Source organism: Vibrio zhanjiangensis (genome assembly GCF_030161235.1).
GTDB classification, from domain to species: Bacteria; Pseudomonadota; Gammaproteobacteria; order Enterobacterales; family Vibrionaceae; genus Vibrio; species Vibrio zhanjiangensis.
In genome coordinates this window covers 108,403-133,004 of record NZ_BSPW01000018.1, presented here as the reverse complement: position 1 = coordinate 133,004, position 24,602 = coordinate 108,403, and the positions used below count along the sequence as shown (strand labels likewise).

The following is a 24,602-nucleotide window of genomic DNA, read 5'->3' as shown; positions in this document are numbered from 1 at the left end:
GTTCCACAGAGACTTTTTGATAACATCATAAATAAAGAATAGTCGCGCGCTGATTTTCTGCATAAGATGCTGCAAGAAACACGTCCTTTTTCTTGCAATTTGAGTTGGTCTTATATTGGAAGATCGTAATTGTTCTGAGGGCGGTAATGCGGTTTACAAGCACTACTGCCTGAAGAGTTACACTTTAGCTTCCACAATTGCTGTATATATGATGACATCAAAAGCCAATAATCCAACCAAACTGAATCACGCCTTTGATCTCTAACTATTTAATAAAAAAATAAAAATATCATGAATGCCCGTAGCGATTAATAAACATTCAAAATAGCCTTGGTAACATTTTACTTCGTGATTCAGATCACCGTGTTGTATAAATTACGTGATAATTATTAACAAAATATATAGCCTTTGCGACTCCGTGAAAGACAAAGGTAACGAGCAAGTGAACGACATTCAAAATACGTTAACCGCTAAGACCAGACAGTGGACACTCCATGATACACAGTGGGTGCTTAGCCTGTTTGGCACCGCAGTAGGTGCAGGCATCTTATTTTTGCCCATTAATTTAGGCATAGGCGGAATGATTCCACTAATAATCATGACCATACTCGCCTATCCAATGACCTACTTGGCACACCGTGGATTTACCCGTTTTGTGCTCTCATCGCAAAAACCTAACGCGGATTTTACCGATGTAGTGGTTGAACATTTTGGTCCTATCGCCGGACAGTGTATATCGCTGCTCTATTTTCTCTCCATTTTTCCAGTCTTGTTGATTTACGGTGTCGGTCTAACCAATACCGTTGATAGCTTTATGGTTAACCAAGCAGACATGGTTGCTGTGCCACGTGTTTGGCTGTCTGGTATTTTAGTGGCAGGACTGATAGCAATCATGTTGGCAGGTGAAAAAGTCATGCTCCGTGCGTTCTCACTCATGGTTTATCCACTCGTTGCCATTTTGTTATTCTTGTCTGTTTACCTTATCCCCAGTTGGCAAGTTCCTGAATTAACCGTCACTTCAATGTCCTCTTTGACGAGCACTTTATGGTTAGCCACACCCGTCGTCATTTTTGCCTTCAGCCATGTCGCAGCTCTATCGTCATTCGCCCATGTTCAGCGTCGACACTATGGCAAAGAAGCCACACCAAAATCAGAAGAAATCGTGCGTCGCACGAATATAATGCTGATTGTGTTTGTAATGTCATTTGTTATTTCTTGTGTACTTGCACTATCTCCGGAGCAATTAGCGCAAGCTAAAGCACAGAACGTGTCCGTTTTGTCTTATTTGGCCAACGCTACAGATAATCCATTCATCGCAACACTTGGACCAATTGTCGCGTTTATTGCCATCACATCTTCATTCATAGGTCACTTTTTGGGGGCGAGAGAGAGTCTAGTTGGCATGTTGACTAAAAGCACAAAATTGTCTTCACGCCAAGCACACGCATTATGTGTATTGTTACTATTTTCCAGTATTTGGGCCGTCTCCATTATCAACCCAAGTATTTTGGGCATGATGGAAGCATTATCCGGCCCAGTCATTGCGATGATTTTATTTATCATGCCGATGATTGCCGTCTATAAAGTTAAAAGCCTACATGCATACAGAGGTAAGCTATCCACTTTCTTCGTGCTGGCTACCGGCACCATAGCGGTCACTGCGTTAGTCTATAAGTTAGTGCTATAGAACGCTAAAAGACCAATATATTAAATACTAAGTAAATAACGAGAGTCGTCTATTTAGGCGACTTTTTAACATTATAAGGTGTGGTTTTATGTGATTAGACAATCGTAGGCATGCTTAAAAAGCGACCGGAGTAGTTACGTAAAGGCCATTGGGCAAACACTCTTCATGTTGTACGCAAGCGTTGATATAGCGTTAGATAGGTGTATGAGATAATTTAGAAAATTTGGAGCGTGCAGCGGGAATCGAACCCGCATCATCAGCTTGGAAGGCTGAGGTAATAGCCATTATACGATGCACGCTTCATCGCGGAAGCAGGACTAATATGCCACAGTAATATGAAAAGAAAAGACTTTTTTTCGTTATATTGTCTCGTTTGCTTGCTTTGTGCGCAAAGTGGCAATTTTTCAACCTTTAAAATGCCTATAGGCATTGCTCGCGAGCCATATTGCATACAACTGCTCGATCTTTTCCTTGAGCTTTAGCCTGATACATTAGATGGTCAGCATCCGATAACTGGATTTCATTGTGTGCAGAGGGATAGTACGCGCATCCTAAGCTCAGCGTTACCTTGTATGGTGGCTGGCCACCAAAATCGATGTTTCTAACTAAATCACAAATAGCATGAGACAACTCTTGTACCCTGAGCTCATCTTGGTCGTTCATAACAAGCGCAAATTCTTCACCCCCAATGCGCCCTAACAGTTGATCCGAACCGACACACGCTTGAATCGTTTTAGCCACTGTTTTGATCACATCGTCACCAACTTGGTGTCCGTATGTGTCATTGATCATCTTAAAATCGTCAATATCAAAAACCATAACGCAGAGATCACCTGAGTTATCAAGATGCTTTTGAAATTCTGCAACAAAATGTCTCCGATTACTCAAACCCGTCAGATAGTCGGTTTCAGACAATTTTTTTAACTCCTCGTTCGCTTTAGCAAGCTCTCGGGTTTTCATCCGTACCGAATACCTTAATGCAAAGATATATAAAATGACGCCAAATAAGGCAATGACAATAAGGGCTGGGGCCAGAAAAGTAGGATAGACAGTGTTAATATGCATCCAGCGGCTAAGGATTCTTTTCTTTTCACTCTCTGTTATGGCGTCCTGACCTTTTATTACCAATTCCTGTAGTGTTTTGTTGCCCTCTTTAACTGCCGCTCTAAGATCTCCGGAATAGAGATTTCTTACGCCCACAAACGCATTCGTCCTATTACTGGTGAGAAGGTAAAAATTACCCACTTGTAAATCGGCGACAAAGGCTGAAATCTCTCCTTTGAACGCCGCATCAATCATTTTTTGGTTGTTACTAAATACTGCCAGTGTAAGATTTGGGTAATTCTTGCGCGTGAATTCCTCTTCATACCCACCCATAACCACCCCAACTGAGTATTCGTGATTACCCAACATAAAGTTGTTTAGGTCCAAACCTATCAAATCTCGACTAATATACATTTGCGTATCGATTGTGATAATCGAAGGAGTGTAATCAAGGTAAGCTTCTCTGCGCTCAGACCAGAGCAACCCTGCGTGTATGTCTGCTTTTCCTGTTTTAACCGCCTCCAGTGACTCATTCCAATCGAGCAATAAAAATTCAATCTCGATATTGTTGTGCTTGGCAAACAGTTTCCAGTAATCGATAAGAATACCAGCAGGCTGCTGATCATCATCTAAATAAGAAAAAGGTTTCCATGCCTTGGAATTCGTTACAATAAGCGGTCGCAGTTCTGGTTCCGCTTGTTTCGCCAATAAATCTGCCGAAAAGAACAGGATGCATATTAGCAGGGTAACACGTCCCATCAGGTTATCCTTGTGCCATAATTTCTGTGTATTGAGTGACTGAACCCACGTATTTATTCCAAGCCTTTGTACGCTACTTTGTCTCAAATATTGATATTATTAATATTAGACACTAAACACCTATACGCCAGCTCGTTGAATTTCTAATACCGATACCGTTCAGACAAGCACCCAGTTTGGCTGAGCTAACGCCCATCCACTCATGTAAAAAAGTGATTTCAATCACTTCAATATTGGGTATAATCCGCGCCCATTATGCGTTGTGTTGATAAACACAAGCTTAATTTGAACCAAGTAACGATAACGTTGACCTCTCATCGGTAGAGGTAAAATGAGAAGAAAAATGAGCAAGATTGATAAAGCGACACGAATACTATTAGCAGGATTCTGTATCAACCTCTGTCTTGGTATTTTATATGCCTGGAGTGTATTCAACAAAGCCTTAGTGACCAAATCAGGCTGGAGTGCGGCTGAAGCCTCCTCACCCTATGCTATCGCCACCATCACTTTCTCAGCTTGTCTTCTTATCGCCGGGATCCTTCAAGACAAAATGGGGCCACGCAAAATTCTTATTCTTGGAGCAGTACTTACAGGGTTAGGCATGATAGCGTCTGGCTTTGCGAGCTCACCAATGACGTTAAATATCACATTTGGTGTAATAACTGGTGCGGGAATCGGCTTTGGTTATGCCTGTCTTTCTCCGTCAGCAATGAAATGGTTCCACTCGTCGAAAAAAGGGATGGTTAATGGCCTCATCGCTGCGGGTTTTGGTCTTGCCGCTATTTATCTTGCTCCTCTAACTTCAACCTTAATCGAAAGTATGGGTATTCAAACAAGCTTTATTATACTTGGTATTGGCATACTCGCTATTGCAGTCCCTCTTGCGGCCACCATCAATAATCCACCAACTGATTACGTACCAGTATCGCCTAACAGTCGGACTGGACAATCAGCCGTGAGAAATACCGAAACTCGTGACTTATCTTGGAAGTCAATGCTGAAAACTCCCCAATTTTATTCGCTATGGATTATGTATGCTTTTGCCGCATCCGTAGGTTTGATGATCATTGGCAACATCACGACTATCGCAAGTGTACAGGCAAACTTACCTAACGCAGTGTATCTTGCCTCTATCCTTGCGATATTCAACTCCGGTGGCCGAGTTGTCGCAGGCATACTTGCAGACAAAATAGGTGGAATCAGAACCTTACTGATCGCTTTTGTCCTTCAAGGAATCAATATGGTCATGTTTGCCACCTTTGATAGCGAGTTCACATTAATCCTAGGTACAGCAATTGCGGCTGTGGGTTACGGTACCCTGCTGGCGGTGTTCCCAACTCTAACCGCGGAGTTTTATGGCCTTAAAAACTACGGAACTAACTATGGCGTGTTATACACCGCATGGGGAATCGGTGGAGCCATAGGTGCTGCCGTTGTGGGTTTCTCGATGTCCAATGGCGACAGCTATAACCTCGCTTACACCATCTCAGCTTTCATGATGGCTACTTGCATTGTTTTAGCTTTGTTCACAAAGCCATTATCACTAGCTAAACTTGGACGACTAAAGAACATCTGACCTAAGTTTAAATTTTCTATCAAAGGCTTAACTCAATAGTTAAGCCTTTTTTGTTGTCTGAAACAGCATGTAAAATCTGTTCAAAAATACCTAATTGATTGACTTTAAGTGGTGATTTATTTGCTATTTAAGTATCCTTCTGCTGCAATTATCGGACTTGTTTAGGCAGCTATTTTTCTCATGAATATACGTAAACTCCTCATACTTTCTTTTATTACAATATTTGCAGGCTGTGCGACATATGCGGGGTTTAACTATGATCAATTGTTTGGTGATGCCTATCCCAGAGAGAGGCTAGTGGGCACATCTTCACAGTCTAGTGATTTCTATCTTGATGAAGTTAAACCCATTATTGATAACCGCTGCGTGGTATGCCACGCCTGTTACGATGCTCCTTGCCAGCTCAAACTTTCCTCCACTGCAGGTATTGATCGAGGGGCGAGTAAAACACTCATTTACCAAGGTACACGCCTTACAGCGGCTACGCCGACACGGTTATTTGAAGATGCTCAAAACACTGCTCAATGGCGAGATTTTGGTTTTTATCCGGTACTCAATGAGCGTCAACAATCTCCGGTCGCCAATATAGAAGCAGGGTTAATGGCAAAGATGTTGATTCAAAAACAAAAACATCCCTTGCCAGAACAAGCACAACTTGAAGGATTTGATTTCGCTGTTGACCGAGATCAACAATGCCCCACTATCGAGGAATATAGCCAGTATGAAAGCAAGTACCCTGAGTGGGGAATGCCATATGGAATGCCCAACCTAACGCCAGAAGAATATTCAACATTAATATTATGGCTGCAAAACAATGCTCGTATGAATGCACCTTTATCGTTGACCTCAGATCAGGAAACCTTAATCAAAAACTATGAGCAATTCTTGAACCAGAATTCACGTAAAGCTCAGCTAATGGCAAGGTATATCTATGAGCATCTGTTTCTATCGCATTTATACTTTTCCGATCTTAACGAAAGTACACCACGATTCTTTACGTTAATCCGCTCAGCGACACCTCCAGGCCAACCTGTTGAGCGAATCTCAACTCGCCGCCCATATGATGATCCTAAAGTCGAGACAGTTTACTACCGATTAATTCCTGTCGAATCAACCATTGTCGATAAAACGCACATGCCTTTTGCACTCAACAAACAACGCCTATCCAATTGGCAGCAATGGTTTATTGACGCGCAATACGATGTCTCCGCACTCCCCGACTATTCTGTGGAAGTGTCAGCTAACCCCATGACCGCGTTCATCGATTTACCAGTGAAAGCGCGGTTCAAATTTATGCTCGATAACGCGCAAAATACCATCAACGCTTATATCAAAGGCCCCGTATGCCGTGGTCAGTTAGCTTTAAATGTGATTAACGATCGCTTTTGGGTTTTCTTTTTGGACCCTGATAAATCAGATATACCTGAAGTCAATGAGTTTTATCGATCTCAAGCAGACAATTTAAGACTCCCCGGAGAGCTAGAAAGTAACACAGTACCGATTACAAATTGGGTCGTCTATTCACGTCAGCAAGCCCGCTACTTAGAGGCTAAATCGGACTTCATCAACAAGTGGTTTAAAGACGGTCAAAACTTAACAACCGATGTCATTTGGACAGGCAATGGCACCAATCCAAATGCAGCACTAACGGTATTTCGCCATTTTGATAGCGCGTCCGTCGTTCAAGGCCTAGTCGGTAAACCACCTAAAACTGCATGGATACTTGACTATGCGCTTATCGAGCGTATTCACTACCTACTTGTGGCTGGATTTGATGTTTACGGTAACTTTGGTCACCAACTAATGACACGTATGTTCATGGATTTTCTCCGTTTAGAGGGCGAAAGCAATTTTGTCGCTTTGCTCCCCAAAGACATGCGTCATGTTGAACAATCAAGCTGGTACCAAGACCAAAGTACTCAATTGAGTGACTTCCTACAACGCAACGTTAAACCTTTTAATCAACCAAGTCAGGTGCCCTATCAGACCGACCAACCTAAACAAGAGCTGTATGACATACTAAAAACTCAGCTTTCTCCCGTTTTAAACCATCGTTACGCTATAGAACAAACCGGCCTTTCTCTAGAGCATGAAAAACTTCTCAGAACCATTGATGACCTGAGAGGTCGCGGCGTCGCATATTTCCCTCAGATTGTAATATTGCTCATTGAATCGCAATCAGGTGAAAGCCAAGTATTCACATTATTACACAACAACGCTCATACCAATATCTCAAGCCTGTTCGATGAACAAAACAACAGAGACTACGATAATGATGATTTTACCTTGGTGCATGGTGTTATCGGCAGCTACCCTGGCGCATTTTTATCCCTACATGAAAAACAAATTCCTCTACTTGTAAAAATGATCGCGCAAGTCAAAACGGAGCAAGACTACGTTAAGTTATTGGATAAATTTGCAATCCGAAGAAGCTCGGCAAATTTTTGGTCTTTTAGTGACAAAATTCACCAATGGTATAGGAAAGATCAACCTGTAGAATTTGGCCTCCTTGACTATAATCGTTTTGAGAATAGGTAAAACTATTCGGCCAAGCGTTTTAGAACGCAGGAGGTAGGGCATGAGTATTCGAGATAGTATGCGAGCTATCGAGCAGCAGATATATATTGCTTGCTCAGAGGGTGATTACGACACTGTCCAAATGCTTGAGTATCAATTGGAGAGTCTGCGAAGTCAAACTGAGCATCCACTCGACGATGATTCCTATGCACCTGAAGAAAGTAAGATATCCCCCGAAGACCTTTGGTATTGACCACTAAAGCCCCGTAAAGTACGGGGCTTTTTTTGGTAACACTCTCTACCTAAAAACACTGGTCAATATAGAGTTTTTAGAAGAAATCAATATCCGAGCGACCAAGCTTATTCTTCTTTTTGCCTGAGTTTTCTTTTTTAGTTTTATCTTTATCAGCTAGGGTGGCTTGATTTTGAGACTGAACATCAGGTGTGGACGTCTGCCCATCACCGTTTTCTTGCTCAACCAAACCAGCATTGCAGAGCACTACGTAAAACTCTTGGTTAAACTCAAACACATCACCATCGTACATTTTACGCCGCTTACGAGTTTCAAGCTCACCGTTTACTGCAACATAACCTTCAGCAATAAGGTGCTTGGCTTCACCTCCACCTCCGACCAAATTGGCTATTTTAAATACCTTGTACAACTCAATAGGTTGGCTAGATACCTCAACCCCTATCGCTTCAACCTCAATTTCTTCAGGATTTTTGTCGTCTTCTGTCATATTTTGCTTCAATTAAACGGCGAAAAAGCAAAGTCTAATGCCTATCTTGCCATAAATAAACTAAAGTTATTCATAGAAAGAGCGCATCAAAGGGACCCGCTTTGCTCAAATGGACACTGATTACACTTTTGCTTTCGTGGCAAGCGAATGCGTTTGAGCCACCCATCAAAGTGTTGGTTTATGGCGACGACGCATACCCTCCGTATAGCTACGTAGAGGACGGCATTGCCAAAGGCATCTACAGTGACATACTTAGGCGTGTGTTTAGGGACATGCCCGCCTATCAAGTCAAAATTGTTCCCATACCATGGAAACGTGGCTTGAAAATGCTTGAGTCAGGGAGAGGGTTTGCTTTATATCCTCCCTATTACTATGCCGATAAACGACTTTACATATCACCCTATTCAAAACCTATTTTGAATGAAGAAGTCGTTGTTTTTTGTAATACCGACAGTGTTAAAGATAGACCGCTTGGTAAATGGCCTAGCGATTATTTAGGGCTGACTATTGGAGTAAATGAAGCCTTTGCTCTTGGTGGAAACGAATTTTGGGATGCGGTTAAAGCTGGAAAAATCACCATATCCGAAGCCAAGGGCAGCCGACTGAGTTTGATCAAGCTGTACGAAAAGAAAATAGATTGTTATATGAACGATCGGTTATCCATCTTGTGGGAAATAAAACGTATGACCAGCGACGGCTTGCTCCCAGAAGGTTGGCAACTGACATTAGGCGCAGTCGTCAGCGCTGAGCAAGGCTACCTCGGTTTTACCACTATTCAGCCTGAGCAGTATCCCTATAAAGATGATTTCGTTAAAACCTTTAACTCCATACTCACTAAATTGGAAGAGACTGGGGAACTTGAAGGGATTGTAAAAGCCTACCTAGAACAAGACCTGTAATAGTGCCCACCTTCTTCATTTTCTGTCAGACTCTTAAAAACTGGAAAGCTCAACTAATTGTCTCGTGTATGCATGTTGAGGATTTTCAAATAGCTGATCAGTTCTTCCACTCTCTACAACCAATCCGTCTTTCATTACCATTGTATGGTGGCAAAGCGACTTCACAACATTGAGATCATGGCTAATGAACAGATAGGTTAAACAATACTTTTGTTGAAGCGATTTCAAAAGATCAAGTACTTGAGCTTGAACCGTCCGGTCAAGAGATGATGTTGGCTCATCGAGCAAAATGAATTCAGGCCTAAGCACCAAAGCCCTCGCTATTGCAATCCTTTGTCGTTGGCCTCCTGAGAATTCATTGGGATACCGATAACGAGTTTCGGGGTCTAAATCAACATCTTCCATCGCATCACAAATCATTGTATCGACGGTTGTTTCATCGAGTTCACCATGATGAACATACAGACCTTCACCAATCACTTGAGCAACAGACATTCTGGGATTTAGCGCTGAAAATGGGTCCTGAAAGACAACCTGCATTTTGCTACGGTACGGAAGCATGTCTTTTCGCTTAAGCCCTTGCAACTCCTTTTGCTGATAACAGATAGAACCTTCTGAATTCACCAAACGCAAAATCGCCATACCTGTTGTGGATTTTCCAGATCCACTTTCACCCACTATACCTAATGAATGTCCACGTTTAAGATTAAAGTCCATATCAGTTACTGCTTTGATATGTGAGACAACCCTTTTAAACAACCCGCCTGTGACAGGGAACCATACTTTAAGCTTATCGACTTGTATCAAGCTCTCAGAACCTTCAGAAACATCGACAGGTACACCCCGAGGATCGGAATGGATGAGTGTTTGTGTATAAGGATGCGCTGGCTGAGAAAAAAGAGAGTAACAATCGGCCTGCTCAACTAACTCTCCGTTTTGCATGACCGCCACTTTGTCTGCAATCCGGCGAACTATGCTCAAGTCATGCGTAATGAAGAGCATCGCCATACCTAACTCATTTTGTAAGTCTCTCAATAATTCCAATATCTGTGCTTGAACCGATACATCGAGTGCAGTGGTTGGTTCATCAGCAATGAGCAGCTCTGGTTTATTTATCAGGGCCATAGCAATCATTACCCTTTGCCTTTCACCGCCCGATAGCTCGTGAGGATAGGCATTGATCTTCACTTTGGGGTAGCGAATACCCACTTTCTCCAACCACTCAATGGCAACCTCTTCGGCTTGGGTTTGACGGACACCACTGTGTATCGCTAACGTTTCAGTCAATTGCTTGCCCACTTTATGCAGTGGGTTAAGCGACACCATGGGTTCTTGAAAAATCATTCCTATACGCTTACCTCGTATTCCTCTTAGTTGGCGTTCAGAACAATTAAGTATGTCTATACCATCAAAGTTGATCGAACCGTCAAGGTAATGAGAGACTCCTTTAGGAAGCAGTTTGAGAATCGCATTGGCCGTAACGGATTTACCAGAACCACTTTCTCCAACTAACGCCAATGTCTCGCCTTTCGCTATAGTAAAAGAGACCTTTTTTGTCACTTGCTGTATATTTTTCCCAACACCAAAGCCGACCGACACACCATCCAATGCAAGTATTTCTTTCGTCGTCATAGTTATCTACCTTGATGATGAGGGTCAAAGGCATCTCGCACCGCTTCACCAATAAACACTAATAAGGTGAGCATGATTGACAATACCAAGAAAGCGGAGAAGCCAAGCCAAGGCGCCTGCAAGTTAGCTTTCCCTTGTGCTAGCAATTCACCAAGAGAAGGTGAACCTGCAGGGAGACCAAAACCAAGAAAGTCCAATGACGTTAATGTTGTGACTGATCCCGAGAGAATAAAAGGCATCATGGTTAAAGACGCAACCATGGCATTGGGCAGCATATGCCTTCTCATGATTCGGCTATCATTTACACCCATAGCAAGCGCTGCCCTAACGTAGTCGAAGTTTCTGCAGCGCAAAAACTCAGCCCTCACAACACCAACCAAACTCATCCAACTAAATAGCACCATAATACCCAGCAACCACCAAAAGTTCGGTTCCACGAAACTCGATAAAATAATCAGCAAAAACAACGTTGGCATCCCAGACCAAACTTCAATAAATCGCTGACCAAATAAGTCAAGCCAACCGCCATAATAACCCTGTGTTGCCCCCGCAATAACCCCAATTACGCTGGAAACTACTGTAAGAACGATGCCAAACAAAACGGAGATACGAAAACCGTAAATGATACGAGCCAAGACATCACGACCTTTGTCGTCTGTACCAAGCCAATTTACGCTATCAGGCGCTGAGGGCACCGAGCCAGAGATGTTATAGTTTATTGTGCTGTAGCTAAATCGTATGATCGGCCAAATCATGTAACCTTTTTCTTTAATAAGATCTACAACATAGGGGTCTGTGTAGTCAGCTTCCGTTTCAAATTCCCCCCCAAATACGGTTTCGGCGTACTGAGTCGTGATAGGGAAATACCATCCACCATCGTACTCAACCAAGATGGGCTTATCATTGGCGATAAGCTCTGCAAATAAGCTGATAACGAAAAGCACCAAAAAAACACTTAGCGACCAAAAGCCTCGTTTGTTCGCTTTAAACCTTTGCCATCGAGCCTGATTTAACGGATTAGCGACTTTATTTTTTTGCATCTAGCGGGCCTCAAAATCAATTCTGGGGTCGACCCAAGTGTATGTTAGGTCAGAAATAATGCTCAAAATTAGCCCTAGTAAGGTCATGATATAGAGAGAGCTAAACACCACAGGGTAATCTCGCTGTATCGTCGACTCAAACCCCAGCAAACCAATTCCTTCTAATGAAAACATCACTTCTATTAGCATTGAACCTGTGAAGAAAATACTGATAAATGCTGCAGGAAAACCAGCGATAATAATTAACATGGCATTACGGAAAACATGCTTATAAAGAATGCTCCTTTCATCTAGACCTTTCGCTCTTGCCGTCACGACATATTGCTTATTAATTTCATCCAAAAACGAGTTTTTCGTTAACATACTTAAAGTGGCAAACCCACCTATTACCATCGCAAATATCGGCAAGGTTAGGTGCCAAAAATAATCGAGGATCTGCTCGTACCATACCAACTGCGCAAAGTCGCTTGACACTAGCCCTCTCAAAGGGAACCAACTAAAGTAATTACCACTGGCAAATAAAATAATCAGTATGATCGCAAACAGAAAACCAGGAATTGCGTAACCGACAATAACCACTGCACTCGACCATATATCAAATCTTGAACCATGATGAATAGCCTTCAGGACGCCTAGTGGAATGGAGATAAAGTAGATGATCAATGTGCTCCACAGCCCCAAAGAAATAGAGACTGGCAATCGCTCCACAATTAAGTCAATGACATTTCCACCCTTAAAAAGACTCTGGCCAAAATTAAAAGTGGCATAATCTTTAAGCATGTTTATGTAACGCTCAAGAATTGGCTTATCAAAACCAAACTGCTTTTTGATTTCTTCTACTACCTGAGGGTCGAGGCCCCTTGAGCCTTTATACCCACTTGGACTAACGTCCTTACCGAGATCAAGGGACACCTCACTCCCACCGCCAGCAAAGCGTTCCATAATACCAGAGCTATTTCCTTCAAGCTGAGCAATGGCTTGCTCAACAGGACCGCCCGGTGCAATCTGAATAATAAAAAAATTAATCGTTATGATCGCCCACAAAGTCGGGATCACTAACAACAATCGGCGAAAGATATAAGCAGTCATCTATACCTCTCAAATTTAGCGACGTTTTTCAGGTAGCTTGGCAGCTTTGTCTTTAGAAACCCACCAAGTATCAACACCAAGGTCGTACTTTGGTATAGTTTCAGGGCGTTCAAACTTATCCCACATAGCAACACGATATGTACTTACGTGCCATTGGGGAATAATGTAAAAATTCCATTGTAATACTCTGTCGAGAACACGTCCTAATGTAAGCAAAGCATCTGGATCTTGTTGCTTTTGTGCAATTTCTGAAGTGAGACTATCAACCACAGGGTCCATGACTCCAGCATAATTATAAGTTGAATCTATATAATTGGAGTTCCATATGATCATCAAATTAGGGCTTGGATAGGGGTTGGCAGAATACCCCCTAGAGATCATATCAAAATCTCTATCTCTCAATCGCTTTGTGTATTGCGTAGTATCGATAGTGCGGATTTTCATATCAATACCCATTCGCTTCATATTTTTTTGTAGCGGTATGGCAATACGTTCATCGGTTGGGCTGTAAATCATCAATTCAAAACGAAAAGGTTCACCTGTCTTGGTGTTAGTTAACACTTTATCTTTTAGTTCCCAACCCGCTTCTTTTAACAGTTTAAATGCCGTTCTCATCTGAGCACGAATGCGACCAGAACCATCCGTTTTAGGTGGCTGATACTCTTGAGTTAAAGCTCGTGAAGGAATTTGATTTTTAAACCGCTCCAAGACTTTGATTTCTTGCTCTGTCGGCAAACCTTTCGCTTCATAGTCCGTATTTTGAAAATAACTTCTGGTTCTAGAGTACTGACTATAGAACATGTTTTTATTCATCCATTCAAAGTCCATTGCGTAGCTCAATGCTTCACGCACTCGGACGTCTTTAAATAATTCCCGCTGAGTATTAAAAACGAACCCCTGAGTGCTCTCTGGTTTTTGATGTGGAATTTCCTGCTTACTTATGTACCCCTTGTCAAAGTTAGTACCAGTATAGGAATTGGCCCAAAATTTTGCTGATGTTTCAAGACGAAAATCGAATTCACCTGCCTTAAACGCCTCGAGCATAACGGTATCATCACGATAGTAGTCGTATTGAATTTGCTTGAAGTTGTTACGGCCGATATTGACTGGAAGATCCTTCGCCCAATAATCCTCTACCAACCCATAGGTCACACTTTGACCAACCTTATAGTCGATGATTTTATACGCTGAGCTGCCCACTGGAGGAGTAGAGAGTGGCTCTGAAAAGGATTTATCTAGCCAAAAATGCTTGGGTAAAACAGGGGTTGATTGAGCAAAGCTAAACATTTTTTCACGATTTGGGGTTGCCATCTCAATGCGCGCCGTATACTTATCTTTCGCCGTTACTGACTTGATATCTTTGTAGTAGACACGGTATTGAGGCACACCTTCGGTCATGAACTTATCGAAGGTAAAAGCAACGTCTTCAGCAGTAATCGCTACCCCATCATGAAAGCGAGCCTTAGGATTGATGTCTAATTCAAGCCAAGTATAGTCATCAGAGTATCTCACTTTTTCAGCAATTAACGGGTAATAAGCATCAATTTCATCACTGGGAGAATACATTAAAGAGTCATATAACTCCCCTGTTGCTGCTGCAGGAACACCTCGAGATGCATAACGATTAAAGTTGTCGTAAGTCCCAATCTGACCATAGGTAATCTTGCCATATTTGGGGGCATTGGGGTTTACATAATCAAAGTGGGCAAAGTTGTCTGGGTACTTCGCTTTACCAAATCCTACCAAGCTGGTTGTTTCAATAACTTTGGCGTGCCCAACAGAACTTATGCTAGCGAGTATCACTCCTAAAATAAAGCGGCGTATTTGCGTCATAGGCAACATGCTTCCCAACCTTAGCTTATTATTAACAATTCAAACACTTAGATAAGTATAGGCACTTATACAACACCTATCGAAATACTCGCAACAAAAATGTGCTCTCAAGCCAATAATAAAATATGCTAAATGCCCTATGTGGTTTACATCATTTCCTTAGCAATCAAGTGTAGAAGAAATGTTTCTCGTTCAATACTCATGCCTTTTTGGGGGCTGTTAGCAATGGTCTCTTCATTGTGAGCAATCGCTTTGTGAATATTGACCCACATCGCTTCCATACCATTTTTGATCTCGTAGTCTTCATAAGATGGCTTTCCAAGCTTACGATCAACCTTACAGGTGTAACAATATGAGTGCATGTGTATTACGTCAGCCTCAGGTTTGTGCCATGGCCGAAACTCTTCATAAATGCCAAATGGCTTTATATTGTGGATATTTTGAGCGCCAGTTTCTTCCTTTAACTCTCTCACCATCGCAGAAATAATGTCTTCCCCATGATCGATACCACCGCCTGGGATTGTGTAGTCTTGATACCGATGGGTATAAAGAAGTAGAACCTCCTCTCCATCAACTACAATTGCTCTGGCCGCTATTCTCTGGATAATCGTTTTATTACCCAAGTGGTCAAGCTCAGGATGGATAGATGTTTTTAAGTGTCTCATTGTGATCTTAAGTAGTGATCTATTTGAGTCGATTCTACCATAACAATCAAAGCGTTATTTAAGCGAGTTTGAAGCGATGAATCATTGATATCAAATTATCTGAAACACGGTCAAGCTCAGTACTTGCACTCGCCATCTGAGCAGACTCCGCCGAAACCGACGATGCCATATCACTAAGACTAACCATATTTCGGTTCATCTCGTTGACAGTGAGCGATTGTTCTTCTGCTGCAGTCGCAATATGCTGATTCATTTCTTCGATGGTATGCACTTCCTGATTAATCTTGTTAATTGCAGAACCAGCTTGGCTTGATAACTCAGAAGCATTTGTTGCTTGAGCGGTACCATGATCCATGACTTTCACTACATTTTCTGCACCGACTTGGAGCTTCTCTACGATATTCTGAATCTCCAGTGTAGATTCATGTGTTCTTAACGATAGGCTCCTAACTTCATCAGCAACGACAGCAAAACCTCGCCCTTGTTCACCAGCCCTTGCAGCCTCAATAGCCGCGTTTAGCGCCAATAAGTTCGTTTGTTCGGCAACGCCTCGGATTACTTCGAGAACGGTATCAACATTACGAGCGTCTGAAGCCAATTGTTGTACGACTTGACTGGCGGACTGTATTTCCGCAGCGAGCTCATTTGCGCCATTCACGTTCTTATCGATGATTGCATGGCTCAAATTCGCTTCTTTCGCCGCCAGTCGACTCGCGTCATTCGCCTCTACCGTCCGTGCTGCTACTTCCTCAACAGTCGCCAGCATCTCCGTCATCGCACTGGCCAAGGTTTCCACATCGGTTCGTTGCTGATTGAGACTATGGTCGATATGCAGCGCAGACCTTGATAGTTGTCCAGCTGCACTCGATACTTCACTACCGGCATCACTGATATTGAGCATGATATCCTGAACTGATGCGACAAATTGGTTAAAATACTTGGCTAAATCCACCAACTCTTTACAGCCACTTTCCTCTAAGCGCTGCGTCAAATCCCCCTCTCCTTTGGATAAGGTTTGCATGGCTTGTACTGTGCGTTTTAGCGGCGCTGTGATAGTTTGGATAAAAAAGCCGATTGCTATCGACAACAGAATTAGAATACCTATGGCATAACTGATGGACGCTATTTCTGATTTATGCGTATCTTCTTTCAAAGCGAGCATATTCATACCAGAGCCAATCATCCAACCCCATGGTTGAAAAATAGTCGCATAACTTGTTTTAAGATCGGCCGTTGTAGAATCGGGATTTTTCCAATAGTAATCGACGAATCCACCACCTTTTTGAGCCAATGCATACAAATCTTGTACAAAGAAACGTCCTGTACTGTCCTGAAGCCCAATAATGTTTTTGCCGATAAGTGATTCCACGCCCGACGCAAGTTGTACACCTTCTCGACTTACTACAAAGACGTAGTTATTACCATCAAATCGCATCTCTGATATTGTTTTAAGCGTGCGTGACTGCGCCTCACTTTCCGAGATAATACCTGATTGATACTCTTGATAGTGGTGCTTTGCGACACCGGTTGCGGCTTCAACAAGCGTTGATACACCACGCTCGTAGTTCTCCCGCATATGCTCGCGAGATTTTCCGATATTTAGGAATGTATTCGCTAATAGCCCAATAGCAAATAAAACTAATATGGACCATGCACGTGTCGCAATGGACACTTCAGATAGCTTTTGTGTGATCATGCTTCAATACCCTAGCCAAAGATTAAACACTTATAAGCTCCCAACTACGACACTCACATAACTAACTGATAATAAAGCCAAGAGCAATTTTATTAATCTCTAATAATTTAGCAGCAATTTTTGATCTTTACGGGCAATTTGGATGAAATTTATGCGCTTTTTCTATTAGTAACAAAAGCAATATTACAACCATAGGTGGAAACTCACTTTTTATTCGGATTTATGGCTTTTTATCACTAAGGGTTTATGAGACTTTGATCTGATTTTTATTGCCTTTTTTAAGTCTTTGATACGGTAAAATCGGGGCAAAGGATAATATCTTCCTAGGTTAGACGGACAGATATCCATAAGTGTTCACAGCAAAAATCAATTACTTTGCAAAACGCTGGGCCTTGCTGAAAACAACAACACTACTATCTCACCGCGATTAAAGCCCTTTATTCTTCCCAAATAACTCAACAGATGAGAATCCGCTCTTAATTAGTTCTTTAACTTTGTGCAATTTCACGTTTCAATATGGCTAGTTTTTTCCTCACAGAAAATTTCGAGGTTCATATGTTAGATGTCGCCCTATTCAGTGCTAAGTCTTATGACGAAGTATCTTTTAATAAAGCCAACAAACCCTTTGGCTTCAAACTCCATTTTCATGATTTCCCGCTCACGAAGAAAACCGCCAAGATGGCTCATGGCTGTAAAGTTGTCTGCGCTTTTGTCAATGACGATTTGTCAGCGCCAGTACTAAAAGAGCTATCTTTGCAGGGTGTGGAGCTTATTGCCATGCGATGTGCTGGGTTTGATCGCGTCGACCTTACTGCGGCAAAAACCCTTGGCATACAGGTAGTGAGAGTACCTGCTTACTCTCCTGAATCTGTTGCTGAGCATACTGTTGGCTTAATGATGTGTCTGAATCGACGTTTTCACAAAGCATATCAACGAACTCGAGATGCGAATTTTTCTCTTGAGGGCTTGGTTGGTTATAACTTTCACCGCAAAACCGTAGGAGTGATTGGTACTGGCAAGATAGGCATTGCTACCATGCGTATTCTTAAGGGGTTAGGTATGACAATACTCTGCCACGATCCCTTCGAAAATCCCTTAGCGCTGGAACTTGGAGCGACCTATTGCAGTAAAGAAGAACTTTTTGAAAAAAGTGACGTTATCACACTGCATTGCCCAATGTCCGAAGAGAACTATCATCTTTTGGATAGCTCTGCTTTCGATAAGATGAAAGATGGTGTCATGATCATTAACACAAGCAGAGGTGGTCTATTGGATGCGGTAGCAGCTATTGAGGCACTCAAAACGGGCAGAATTGGTGCATTAGGACTTGATGTCTACGAAAATGAAAAAGACCTATTTTTCCGCGATAAATCCAATGACATTATTGTTGATGATGTCTTCCGTCGCCTCTCTGCCTGTCACAACGTTCTCTTCACCGGTCACCAAGCTTTCCTAACTAACGAAGCTCTCGGTAATATTGCCGACACCACTCTCGACAATATTGATACGTTCCACCGCAAGAAAACATCAGGAAATGAGCTAATCAACGGATAAGAAGTTGGGCTTTCAACAGAAAGCCCAGTTCACTTGCGTTTATTATTTTCGTAATGCGTTTAGTTTGGCCTGCGCGATACCAAATATGGTATCAATGGGGTAGCTACCTTCATCACTCGGCTCTCCAGCAGGCCTTCCCATAAACAATTCGATGGCTTCCGTCACATGGTCAATCGCCCATATATGGAATTCTCCACGTTCTATGGCTTTAACAACATCAGGCCTTAACATGAGATTATGCATGTTCGCTCTGGGAATAATAACACCTTGATTATTATCACGCCCCTTGATCCCACACACATCGAAAAAGCCTTCGATTTTTTCGTTCACACCACCAATCGGCTGAGCTTGGCCAAATTGGTTCATAGAGCCTGTAATGGCCATGCTTTGGCAGTTAGGTTGCCGTGAAAATGCTGAAACGACTGCGCAAAACTCAGCCATACTTGCGCTATCTCCATCAACACCACCGTATGATTGCTCAAAAGTGATGGTCGTTTTCAGTGGTACCTTGGCGGTCTTGCCAAAAACAGAGGACAAATAAGCTGTCAGTATCATCACCCCTTTTGAGTGAATACTGCCTCCCAAATCCACGCTACGTTCAATATCAATCACTTCACCATCACCGTAGCAGGTCGTCGCAGTAATCCGGTTAGGCGCTCCAAACATATATTCGCTAGTACTCAGCACTGATAATGCGTTAACTTGACCAACAGCGTTACCATGTGTTTGTAATAGTGTCGTACCGTTGATAAAACCTTCCATCACACTATCTTTCAATCGGCTAACACGAAGTTCTTGGTTGGCAAGCGCTTCTTCAACATGACTCGCACGGATCATGTTTGAATTTGCTTGACGCGCAACATAGTTTGACTCTCTGAGCAAATTGGCAATATTTGCTGAGTGCAAGGATAACTTGGTTTGATCCCCAGATAACCGAGAACTGTGCTCAATGATACGGGCAATGGCCTTTTTGTCACAATGTAGCATGTTGTTATCATTAACCACACTTGAAATAAAACGTGCATAATGCAGCTCGGATTCAGGACTTCGCGCCATTTCATCTTCAAAATCCGCTGTGACACGAAACAATTCGCTAAACTCAGGATCGTAGTGTTGAAGAAGCTGATAAGTTCGATAATCGCCAAATAGGATTATTTTTACATCCAGAGGTATTGCTTCTGGATCAAGCGATACAGTGCCGGTCAGAGTGACCTCTTTTTCTAACGAAGTAAAACTTATCTTTCGTGCTCTTAAAGCACGCTTTAAGCCATCCCATACGTAAGGCTGCTCCAACACTTTCTGGGCATCAATCATCAATACGCCACCGTTGGCTTTATGCAAACTACCTGGACGTATCAATGAAAAATCTGTGAACACTGTGCCTTTAAACGTTGCGGTTTCGATGTAGCCAAACAATCTATGATAATTGGGATTCTCTTCTACCACGATAGGAAATTCATCCGTCTTACGGCTTACAAGAACGTTAACCTTGTAGCGTCTGGGCAATTTTTTATCTAGCGATGCGGTAGCAACTTCGGCCTGCTCACCACTTTGCTCAAGAAAAATATCTGCATTATCGACAATATCTTGCTGCAAATCCGTCAAATACGTTTTGATAGTTGGGTAGCCGGAGTAGTCTTTTTTTAATTGTTTAATGAAATGGGTGATAACATCAAGAGTGACATCATCATTGAGTTTTTTAATCTTTTCACTATACGCCTCTTCCCACTCTGTGAGCTGTCGAACCATATCGCGCAACTTGATTTCAAGTTCGTCAATCGTCGCACCAAAATACTCTTGTTCCTTTTTGGTTAACTCTTCAAACGATTCTTCGGTATGCATCTCTTCACCATTCATAGCAACAAATTGATAGTCACCCTGAGTGGTAATGGTTAAGTTGATTCCTTTCGCTTTTGCTTCTTTTGTAATAGCAGCTAATTCAGCTTCTTGTTTCTGAGCCAACTGATTTTTGAGCTTATCTGCACGACTGTAATAAAGCTCATTATCAAAGGCTAACGGAATAGCATTCACCAACTTTGACATTAACTTTTCAATGTCATGTTTAAGCTGACTGCCAATACCTCGAGGAAGAGCCAGTACCTTAGGTGTCCGAATATCCTCGAAATTGGCGACATAACACCAATCATAAAGCGCTTTTGCGTCATGTTGATGGCGATTTAGATAACGCATAATCATAGTGCGTTTACCTAACCCATTTTGGCCGATAGCATAGATGTTGTAGCCCTTTTCTTTTATGGACATCGCAAATTCTACCGCCTTCTGCGCGCGCTCTTGACCAACAATTTCATCAATAGGAGCCAGCTCTTTCGTTGACTTGCATGGCAGCATTTCTAGCTGAGCAGCATGATACAGCTGGCTTGATTCAAGCCTTTGAATTGCCATCTCTATTTTCCTCATCGTTGTATTTTTTCTTTATAAGTTCCAAGTGTAGGCTAGTTTTATTTATATTTTAGTGACTTAGGCACATTCAGGGTTCAAGTGGCGAAATATCACTCAATTTCTCTCATAAACAACAATTAAATGATAATTATTTGCATTAGCGAATCAATTGCATTTAAATAGTGTCAGTAACAACTTTGGTGGAGTGAATAGAATATGGATCTACAACAGTGCTGGACCAACTATCTAAAAGCGGAACAATTACTCGAGCATGGTCATTGGTCACAAGCCCACCATTTGTACGATCAGGTACTTACCCATTTACCGGGCCATATTCAAAACGCCCTTAATGATGAAAACACTAAGCCATGTCAATTTGGTTGTCTACTGAGAAGCTTAAGAGATTCAGCAATATCACAATCAGAGATATTAAACAAAATGGGGCAGCATCAAAGTGCATTCGACGTTCTCAACCAAAGTTATGCTTTGCTGCAGTTTATATCCATTGAACCCTTTGAACTCATTGAAGCCACTCACACAATACTGGACAAAGGTTGTAGCGATCTTTTGTCACACATGGGGGCCTTTTGCAACGCCCAAAGAAATGCACAATGGATGTTAGAATTTGAGCATGTACAAAAGGCTCATCATCATTTTACCTCATTGAAGAGTTATGGCGGTTCTAAAGGCTACTCTCATTAAAAATATAAATAAAAAGGAATTTACATGTCACCAAGGCCGATTCTTGAGGTGCACAACCTCTCAGTGAATTTTAAAACCAATGATGGTATTGTCGATGCCGTCAAGAATGCCAGTTTCGAACTATTTGAAAGAGAAACTCTCGCGATCGTCGGTGAGTCAGGAAGCGGTAAATCCGTCTCAACAAATGCGGTAATGCAACTGCTGCCAAAAAACGCCATTGTTGATAGCAAATCACAGATTATATTTGAAGGAGAGCCTTTACTGACCAAATCAGAGCAGGCTATGCAAACCATTCGTGGTGACCGTATTGGGATGATATTCCAAGAGCCAATGACCTCACTCAACCCCTTTATGCGAGTAGGTATCCAAGTGGCTGAAGCCATCATGTGCCATCGTCCCGTATCACGCAAACAAGCAAAACAAAAAGTATTAGAGTTATTTAATCTCGTTCACTTACCTAATCCTCAGCAAGGATACAGCAAGTACCCCCATGAATTTTCCGGTGGACAGTTGCAACGCATAATGATCGCCATGGCTTTGATCAATGAGCCAGACATTCTCATTGCGGATGAACCAACCACAGCACTCGATGTCACCGTACAAGCTGAAGTACTCAATTTAATCAAAGAAATACAGGCCAAAATGGGGATGGCAATTTTGTTTATTACCCATGATCTCGGTGTCGTCAAACACCTTGCCGACCGTGTCATCGTCATGTGCAAAGGAGAAGTCGTCGAGCAAGGACAATGTCATCATGTCTTTGCTAACCCCGAACATGACTATACAAAAATGTTAATAGACTCCGTTCCTAAAGGCAACAAAGACCCTATTGAGCTTGGTGCTCCATTACTGCTGAAGGCAGAAGACGTGAGCGTTAAATTTCTCATCAAGAGCCACTTTATTCCAAGCAAAAATCAATATTTTGAAGCAGTAAAAGGCATATCTCTTGAACTCAAGCAAGGTGAAACACTGGGTATCGTTGGCGAATCGGGATCGGGGAAATCCACCCTTGGACGTGCTCTTATCGGGCTCCTACCATCAAAAGGTTATATCACCTTTAAGGGGCAAAATATGGAAACTCTGCTCAGCAAAGAAAAATTTGCCCTCAAAAAAGACATTCAGATGGTCTTTCAAGACCCTTATGGCTCATTGTCTCCGCGTATGACGGTTGGGGATATCATTACTGAAGGGTTAACGGTCCACCAGCCTCAATTAAATCACTCAGAACGAATGCAAAGGGCTCGAAGAGCTTTGGAAGAAGTTAGGCTCGATCCTCACTCAATTAACCGCTATCCACACGAATTTTCAGGTGGTCAACGTCAGAGAATCGCGATCGCTCGCGCGCTGATCTTGGAACCTTCATTTATTTTGTTAGACGAGCCGACTTCGGCTTTGGATAGATCTGTGCAGCTCACCGTCATTGATTTACTCAAGGATATTCAGAAAAAACACAACATTGGTTTTCTGTTTATCAGTCACGATCTCAGTGTTGTGAAAGCGCTATCTGACCGTGTTTTGGTGATGCAAAAAGGAACTGTCATGGAACAAGGAACCGCAGAAGAGATTTTCCACTCACCTAAACACGATTACACCAAAAAGTTGATTGAGGCGTCTTTTGACCTAGACCCAAAAGAGACCGAAGCTGCATAGGCAATAATGGCCTTAATAGTATTGAGCCGAAGTGTTAGCACCTCGGCTTTTCATCCCAAAAGAGAGCCTAAAAGTAATGCGAAATTTCAAGATACCGAGTGCGAATATGTTCTATCAGTAACTTAATCTTGTTTGGAGGCTGCCGAGTATATGGATATATCGCATATATACCCAATCGTTTGCCCACTAATTCAGGGAAGAGATCAATCAGCTGACCATGACGAAGATCATGATAGACCAAGCACCTAGGGACATAAGCAATGCCATGACCACCAATTGCTGCCTTTCTCAATGCTATCGCGTTATCCGTTGAAAAACTCCCCGACACTTTAACAATATAATTTCCCGAAGGGCCTTTGAACGCCCAGTCAGTTGCACCGGTTGTCTGATACGCATATTGCAAACAGTTGTGACCACTTAAGTCTTGTGGTTTGAGCGGTCTTCCACAGCGAGATAGATAAGAAGGTGAAGCACAAACAACCCATTGCGAGTCTATGATGTGGCGCGCAATTAGGCTTGAGTCCTCGAGGTATCCAGTACGAATCACTAAATCATACCCCCCATCGACAAGATCAACAAAGCGATTATCAAGTGACATATCTATCTTTAGATCTGGATACAGATTACAAAATTCGGCCACAGCGTCTGCCAACACCAACTCACCAGATATACAAGGCACAGACATTTTTATCCGACCACTGATGCTTTCTCCAAAACCGGCTACCGAGTCCATGGCTACTCGAGCTGCTTGCTTCACACTTTTTGCATTATGATTCAGAGCCTTACCTGCTTCAGTGAGGGTTAGCTTACGTGTGGTTCTATATAAAAGTTGAGTTCCTGCTTCTTTCTCCAAACGTGCAATTCTTTTGCTAACTACTGAATTTGTAAGGCTATTTACCTCAGCTGCCTTACTAAAGCTACCCAACTCAGCCACTTGAGAGAAGAGAATAATGTCATCGACTTTCATAATATTATGCAACTTTTGGAATAAATTTTTTTCATTATTTCCCTGTATCAGCAAAAAATAAAGCGTTAATTTCACTGGGAATTAACACAAAAATCACATTTCAAAACCCTGGAAGATTCAAAGAGTCCCAAGGCCTGTTTGTACGAGGATGT

At 42.3% G+C, this 24,602-nt stretch carries 18 protein-coding genes and 1 tRNA gene; 8 read left to right on the top strand and 11 right to left on the bottom strand.

What is annotated here, in order from left to right; genetic code table 11:
• The first annotated feature begins 442 nt into the window (after nt 1–442).
• Nucleotides 443–1,687: an aromatic amino acid transport family protein gene (locus QQK21_RS04255; protein ID WP_284190961.1), complete on the top strand. Its 1,245-nt coding sequence runs from the start codon at nt 443–445 to the stop codon at nt 1,685–1,687.
• 224 nt (nt 1,688–1,911) lie between these two features.
• Here the strand turns inward: QQK21_RS04255 and QQK21_RS04250 are convergent.
• Nucleotides 1,912–1,986: transfer RNA gene (locus tag QQK21_RS04250), tRNA-Gly, on the bottom strand.
• A 121-nt stretch (nt 1,987–2,107) separates the two neighbouring features.
• Entirely contained in the window at nt 2,108–3,490 is a 1,383-nt protein-coding gene (locus QQK21_RS04245) for a transporter substrate-binding domain-containing diguanylate cyclase (RefSeq protein WP_284190960.1), read from the bottom strand.
• Between the two features lie 343 nt (nt 3,491–3,833).
• Here QQK21_RS04245 and QQK21_RS04240 point away from each other — a divergent pair, with 343 nt between their 5' ends.
• The 3 genes from QQK21_RS04240 to QQK21_RS04230 all read left to right on the top strand — a co-directional run bounded on the left by QQK21_RS04240 (nt 3,834) and on the right by QQK21_RS04230 (nt 7,836).
• Nucleotides 3,834–5,066 (top strand): L-lactate MFS transporter, encoded by a 1,233-nt coding sequence (locus QQK21_RS04240; protein WP_284190959.1) that lies wholly within the window; start codon nt 3,834–3,836, stop codon nt 5,064–5,066.
• Nucleotides 5,067–5,246: 180 nt separating this feature from the next.
• Entirely contained in the window at nt 5,247–7,604 is a 2,358-nt protein-coding gene (locus QQK21_RS04235) for a fatty acid cis/trans isomerase (RefSeq protein ID WP_284190958.1), read from the top strand.
• A 40-nt stretch (nt 7,605–7,644) separates the two neighbouring features.
• Nucleotides 7,645–7,836 carry a hypothetical protein gene (locus QQK21_RS04230; RefSeq protein WP_284190957.1) on the top strand — a complete coding sequence of 64 codons (192 nt, stop codon included), beginning with the start codon at nt 7,645–7,647 and terminating at the stop codon, nt 7,834–7,836.
• A gap of 76 nt (nt 7,837–7,912) precedes the next feature.
• On the opposite strand, the gene QQK21_RS04225 is transcribed toward QQK21_RS04230, so the two are convergent.
• Nucleotides 7,913–8,323, bottom strand: coding sequence for an RNA-binding S4 domain-containing protein (locus QQK21_RS04225; protein WP_284190956.1), 411 nt, complete (start codon nt 8,321–8,323; stop codon nt 7,913–7,915).
• A gap of 101 nt (nt 8,324–8,424) precedes the next feature.
• Between QQK21_RS04225 and QQK21_RS04220 the strand changes: the two genes are divergently transcribed.
• Complete coding sequence (locus QQK21_RS04220) at nt 8,425–9,222, top strand: substrate-binding periplasmic protein (RefSeq protein WP_284190955.1); 798 nt, start codon at nt 8,425–8,427, stop codon at nt 9,220–9,222.
• A gap of 33 nt (nt 9,223–9,255) precedes the next feature.
• On the opposite strand, the gene QQK21_RS04215 is transcribed toward QQK21_RS04220, so the two are convergent.
• The 6 genes from QQK21_RS04215 to QQK21_RS04190 form a co-directional block, all read right to left on the bottom strand.
• Nucleotides 9,256–10,854: an ABC transporter ATP-binding protein gene (locus QQK21_RS04215; protein WP_284190954.1), complete on the bottom strand. Its 1,599-nt coding sequence runs from the start codon at nt 10,852–10,854 to the stop codon at nt 9,256–9,258.
• Nucleotides 10,855–10,856: 2 nt separating this feature from the next.
• Nucleotides 10,857–11,894: an ABC transporter permease gene (locus tag QQK21_RS04210; RefSeq protein WP_284190953.1), complete on the bottom strand. Its 1,038-nt coding sequence runs from the start codon at nt 11,892–11,894 to the stop codon at nt 10,857–10,859.
• A complete protein-coding gene (locus tag QQK21_RS04205; protein WP_284190952.1) occupies nt 11,895–12,983 on the bottom strand; it encodes a microcin C ABC transporter permease YejB in 1,089 nt (362 codons plus the stop codon).
• A 15-nt stretch (nt 12,984–12,998) separates the two neighbouring features.
• Nucleotides 12,999–14,816, bottom strand: a complete 1,818-nt coding sequence (locus QQK21_RS04200) for an extracellular solute-binding protein (RefSeq protein WP_284190972.1) — start codon at nt 14,814–14,816, stop codon at nt 12,999–13,001.
• A 146-nt stretch (nt 14,817–14,962) separates the two neighbouring features.
• A complete protein-coding gene (locus QQK21_RS04195; RefSeq protein ID WP_284190951.1) occupies nt 14,963–15,481 on the bottom strand; it encodes an NUDIX hydrolase in 519 nt (172 codons plus the stop codon).
• Between the two features lie 58 nt (nt 15,482–15,539).
• Entirely contained in the window at nt 15,540–17,177 is a 1,638-nt protein-coding gene (locus tag QQK21_RS04190) for a methyl-accepting chemotaxis protein (RefSeq protein WP_284190950.1), read from the bottom strand.
• A gap of 555 nt (nt 17,178–17,732) precedes the next feature.
• Between QQK21_RS04190 and QQK21_RS04185 the strand changes: the two genes are divergently transcribed.
• The gene (locus tag QQK21_RS04185) at nt 17,733–18,731 is read left to right on the top strand and encodes a 2-hydroxyacid dehydrogenase (protein WP_284190949.1); all 999 of its coding nucleotides are present in this window, start codon (nt 17,733–17,735) and stop codon (nt 18,729–18,731) included.
• A gap of 42 nt (nt 18,732–18,773) precedes the next feature.
• Here the strand turns inward: QQK21_RS04185 and QQK21_RS04180 are convergent, their stop codons facing one another.
• Nucleotides 18,774–21,134 carry a Lon protease family protein gene (locus tag QQK21_RS04180; protein WP_284190948.1) on the bottom strand — a complete coding sequence of 787 codons (2,361 nt, stop codon included), beginning with the start codon at nt 21,132–21,134 and terminating at the stop codon, nt 18,774–18,776.
• Between the two features lie 213 nt (nt 21,135–21,347).
• On the opposite strand from QQK21_RS04180, the gene QQK21_RS04175 reads away from it, so the two are divergent.
• Both QQK21_RS04175 and QQK21_RS04170 read left to right on the top strand, forming a co-directional pair.
• Entirely contained in the window at nt 21,348–21,833 is a 486-nt protein-coding gene (locus tag QQK21_RS04175) for a hypothetical protein (protein ID WP_284190947.1), read from the top strand.
• A gap of 24 nt (nt 21,834–21,857) precedes the next feature.
• Nucleotides 21,858–23,483, top strand: coding sequence for an ABC transporter ATP-binding protein (locus tag QQK21_RS04170; RefSeq protein WP_284190946.1), 1,626 nt, complete (start codon nt 21,858–21,860; stop codon nt 23,481–23,483).
• A 67-nt stretch (nt 23,484–23,550) separates the two neighbouring features.
• On the opposite strand, the gene QQK21_RS04165 is transcribed toward QQK21_RS04170, so the two are convergent.
• Nucleotides 23,551–24,450 carry a LysR family transcriptional regulator gene (locus QQK21_RS04165; RefSeq protein ID WP_284190945.1) on the bottom strand — a complete coding sequence of 300 codons (900 nt, stop codon included), beginning with the start codon at nt 24,448–24,450 and terminating at the stop codon, nt 23,551–23,553.
• Nucleotides 24,451–24,602 lie beyond the last annotated feature (152 nt).

What these genes read in the sequence shown, in the direction of transcription:
- QQK21_RS04245 (WP_284190960.1), bottom strand. Translation starts at nt 3,490, where the DNA reads ATGGGACGTGTTACCCTGCTAATATGCATCCTGTTCTTTTCGGCAGAT.
- QQK21_RS04240 (WP_284190959.1), top strand. Translation starts at nt 3,834, where the DNA reads ATGAGCAAGATTGATAAAGCGACACGAATACTATTAGCAGGATTCTGT.
- QQK21_RS04235 (WP_284190958.1), top strand. Translation starts at nt 5,247, where the DNA reads ATGAATATACGTAAACTCCTCATACTTTCTTTTATTACAATATTTGCA.
- QQK21_RS04230 (WP_284190957.1), top strand. Translation starts at nt 7,645, where the DNA reads ATGAGTATTCGAGATAGTATGCGAGCTATCGAGCAGCAGATATATATT.
- QQK21_RS04225 (WP_284190956.1), bottom strand. Translation starts at nt 8,323, where the DNA reads ATGACAGAAGACGACAAAAATCCTGAAGAAATTGAGGTTGAAGCGATA.
- QQK21_RS04215 (WP_284190954.1), bottom strand. Translation starts at nt 10,854, where the DNA reads ATGACGACGAAAGAAATACTTGCATTGGATGGTGTGTCGGTCGGCTTT.
- QQK21_RS04210 (WP_284190953.1), bottom strand. Translation starts at nt 11,894, where the DNA reads ATGCAAAAAAATAAAGTCGCTAATCCGTTAAATCAGGCTCGATGGCAA.
- QQK21_RS04205 (WP_284190952.1), bottom strand. Translation starts at nt 12,983, where the DNA reads ATGACTGCTTATATCTTTCGCCGATTGTTGTTAGTGATCCCGACTTTG.
- QQK21_RS04200 (WP_284190972.1), bottom strand. Translation starts at nt 14,816, where the DNA reads ATGACGCAAATACGCCGCTTTATTTTAGGAGTGATACTCGCTAGCATA.
- QQK21_RS04195 (WP_284190951.1), bottom strand. Translation starts at nt 15,481, where the DNA reads ATGAGACACTTAAAAACATCTATCCATCCTGAGCTTGACCACTTGGGT.
- QQK21_RS04190 (WP_284190950.1), bottom strand. Translation starts at nt 17,177, where the DNA reads ATGATCACACAAAAGCTATCTGAAGTGTCCATTGCGACACGTGCATGG.
- QQK21_RS04185 (WP_284190949.1), top strand. Translation starts at nt 17,733, where the DNA reads ATGTTAGATGTCGCCCTATTCAGTGCTAAGTCTTATGACGAAGTATCT.
- QQK21_RS04180 (WP_284190948.1), bottom strand. Translation starts at nt 21,134, where the DNA reads ATGGCAATTCAAAGGCTTGAATCAAGCCAGCTGTATCATGCTGCTCAG.
- QQK21_RS04175 (WP_284190947.1), top strand. Translation starts at nt 21,348, where the DNA reads ATGGATCTACAACAGTGCTGGACCAACTATCTAAAAGCGGAACAATTA.
- QQK21_RS04170 (WP_284190946.1), top strand. Translation starts at nt 21,858, where the DNA reads ATGTCACCAAGGCCGATTCTTGAGGTGCACAACCTCTCAGTGAATTTT.
- QQK21_RS04165 (WP_284190945.1), bottom strand. Translation starts at nt 24,450, where the DNA reads ATGAAAGTCGATGACATTATTCTCTTCTCTCAAGTGGCTGAGTTGGGT.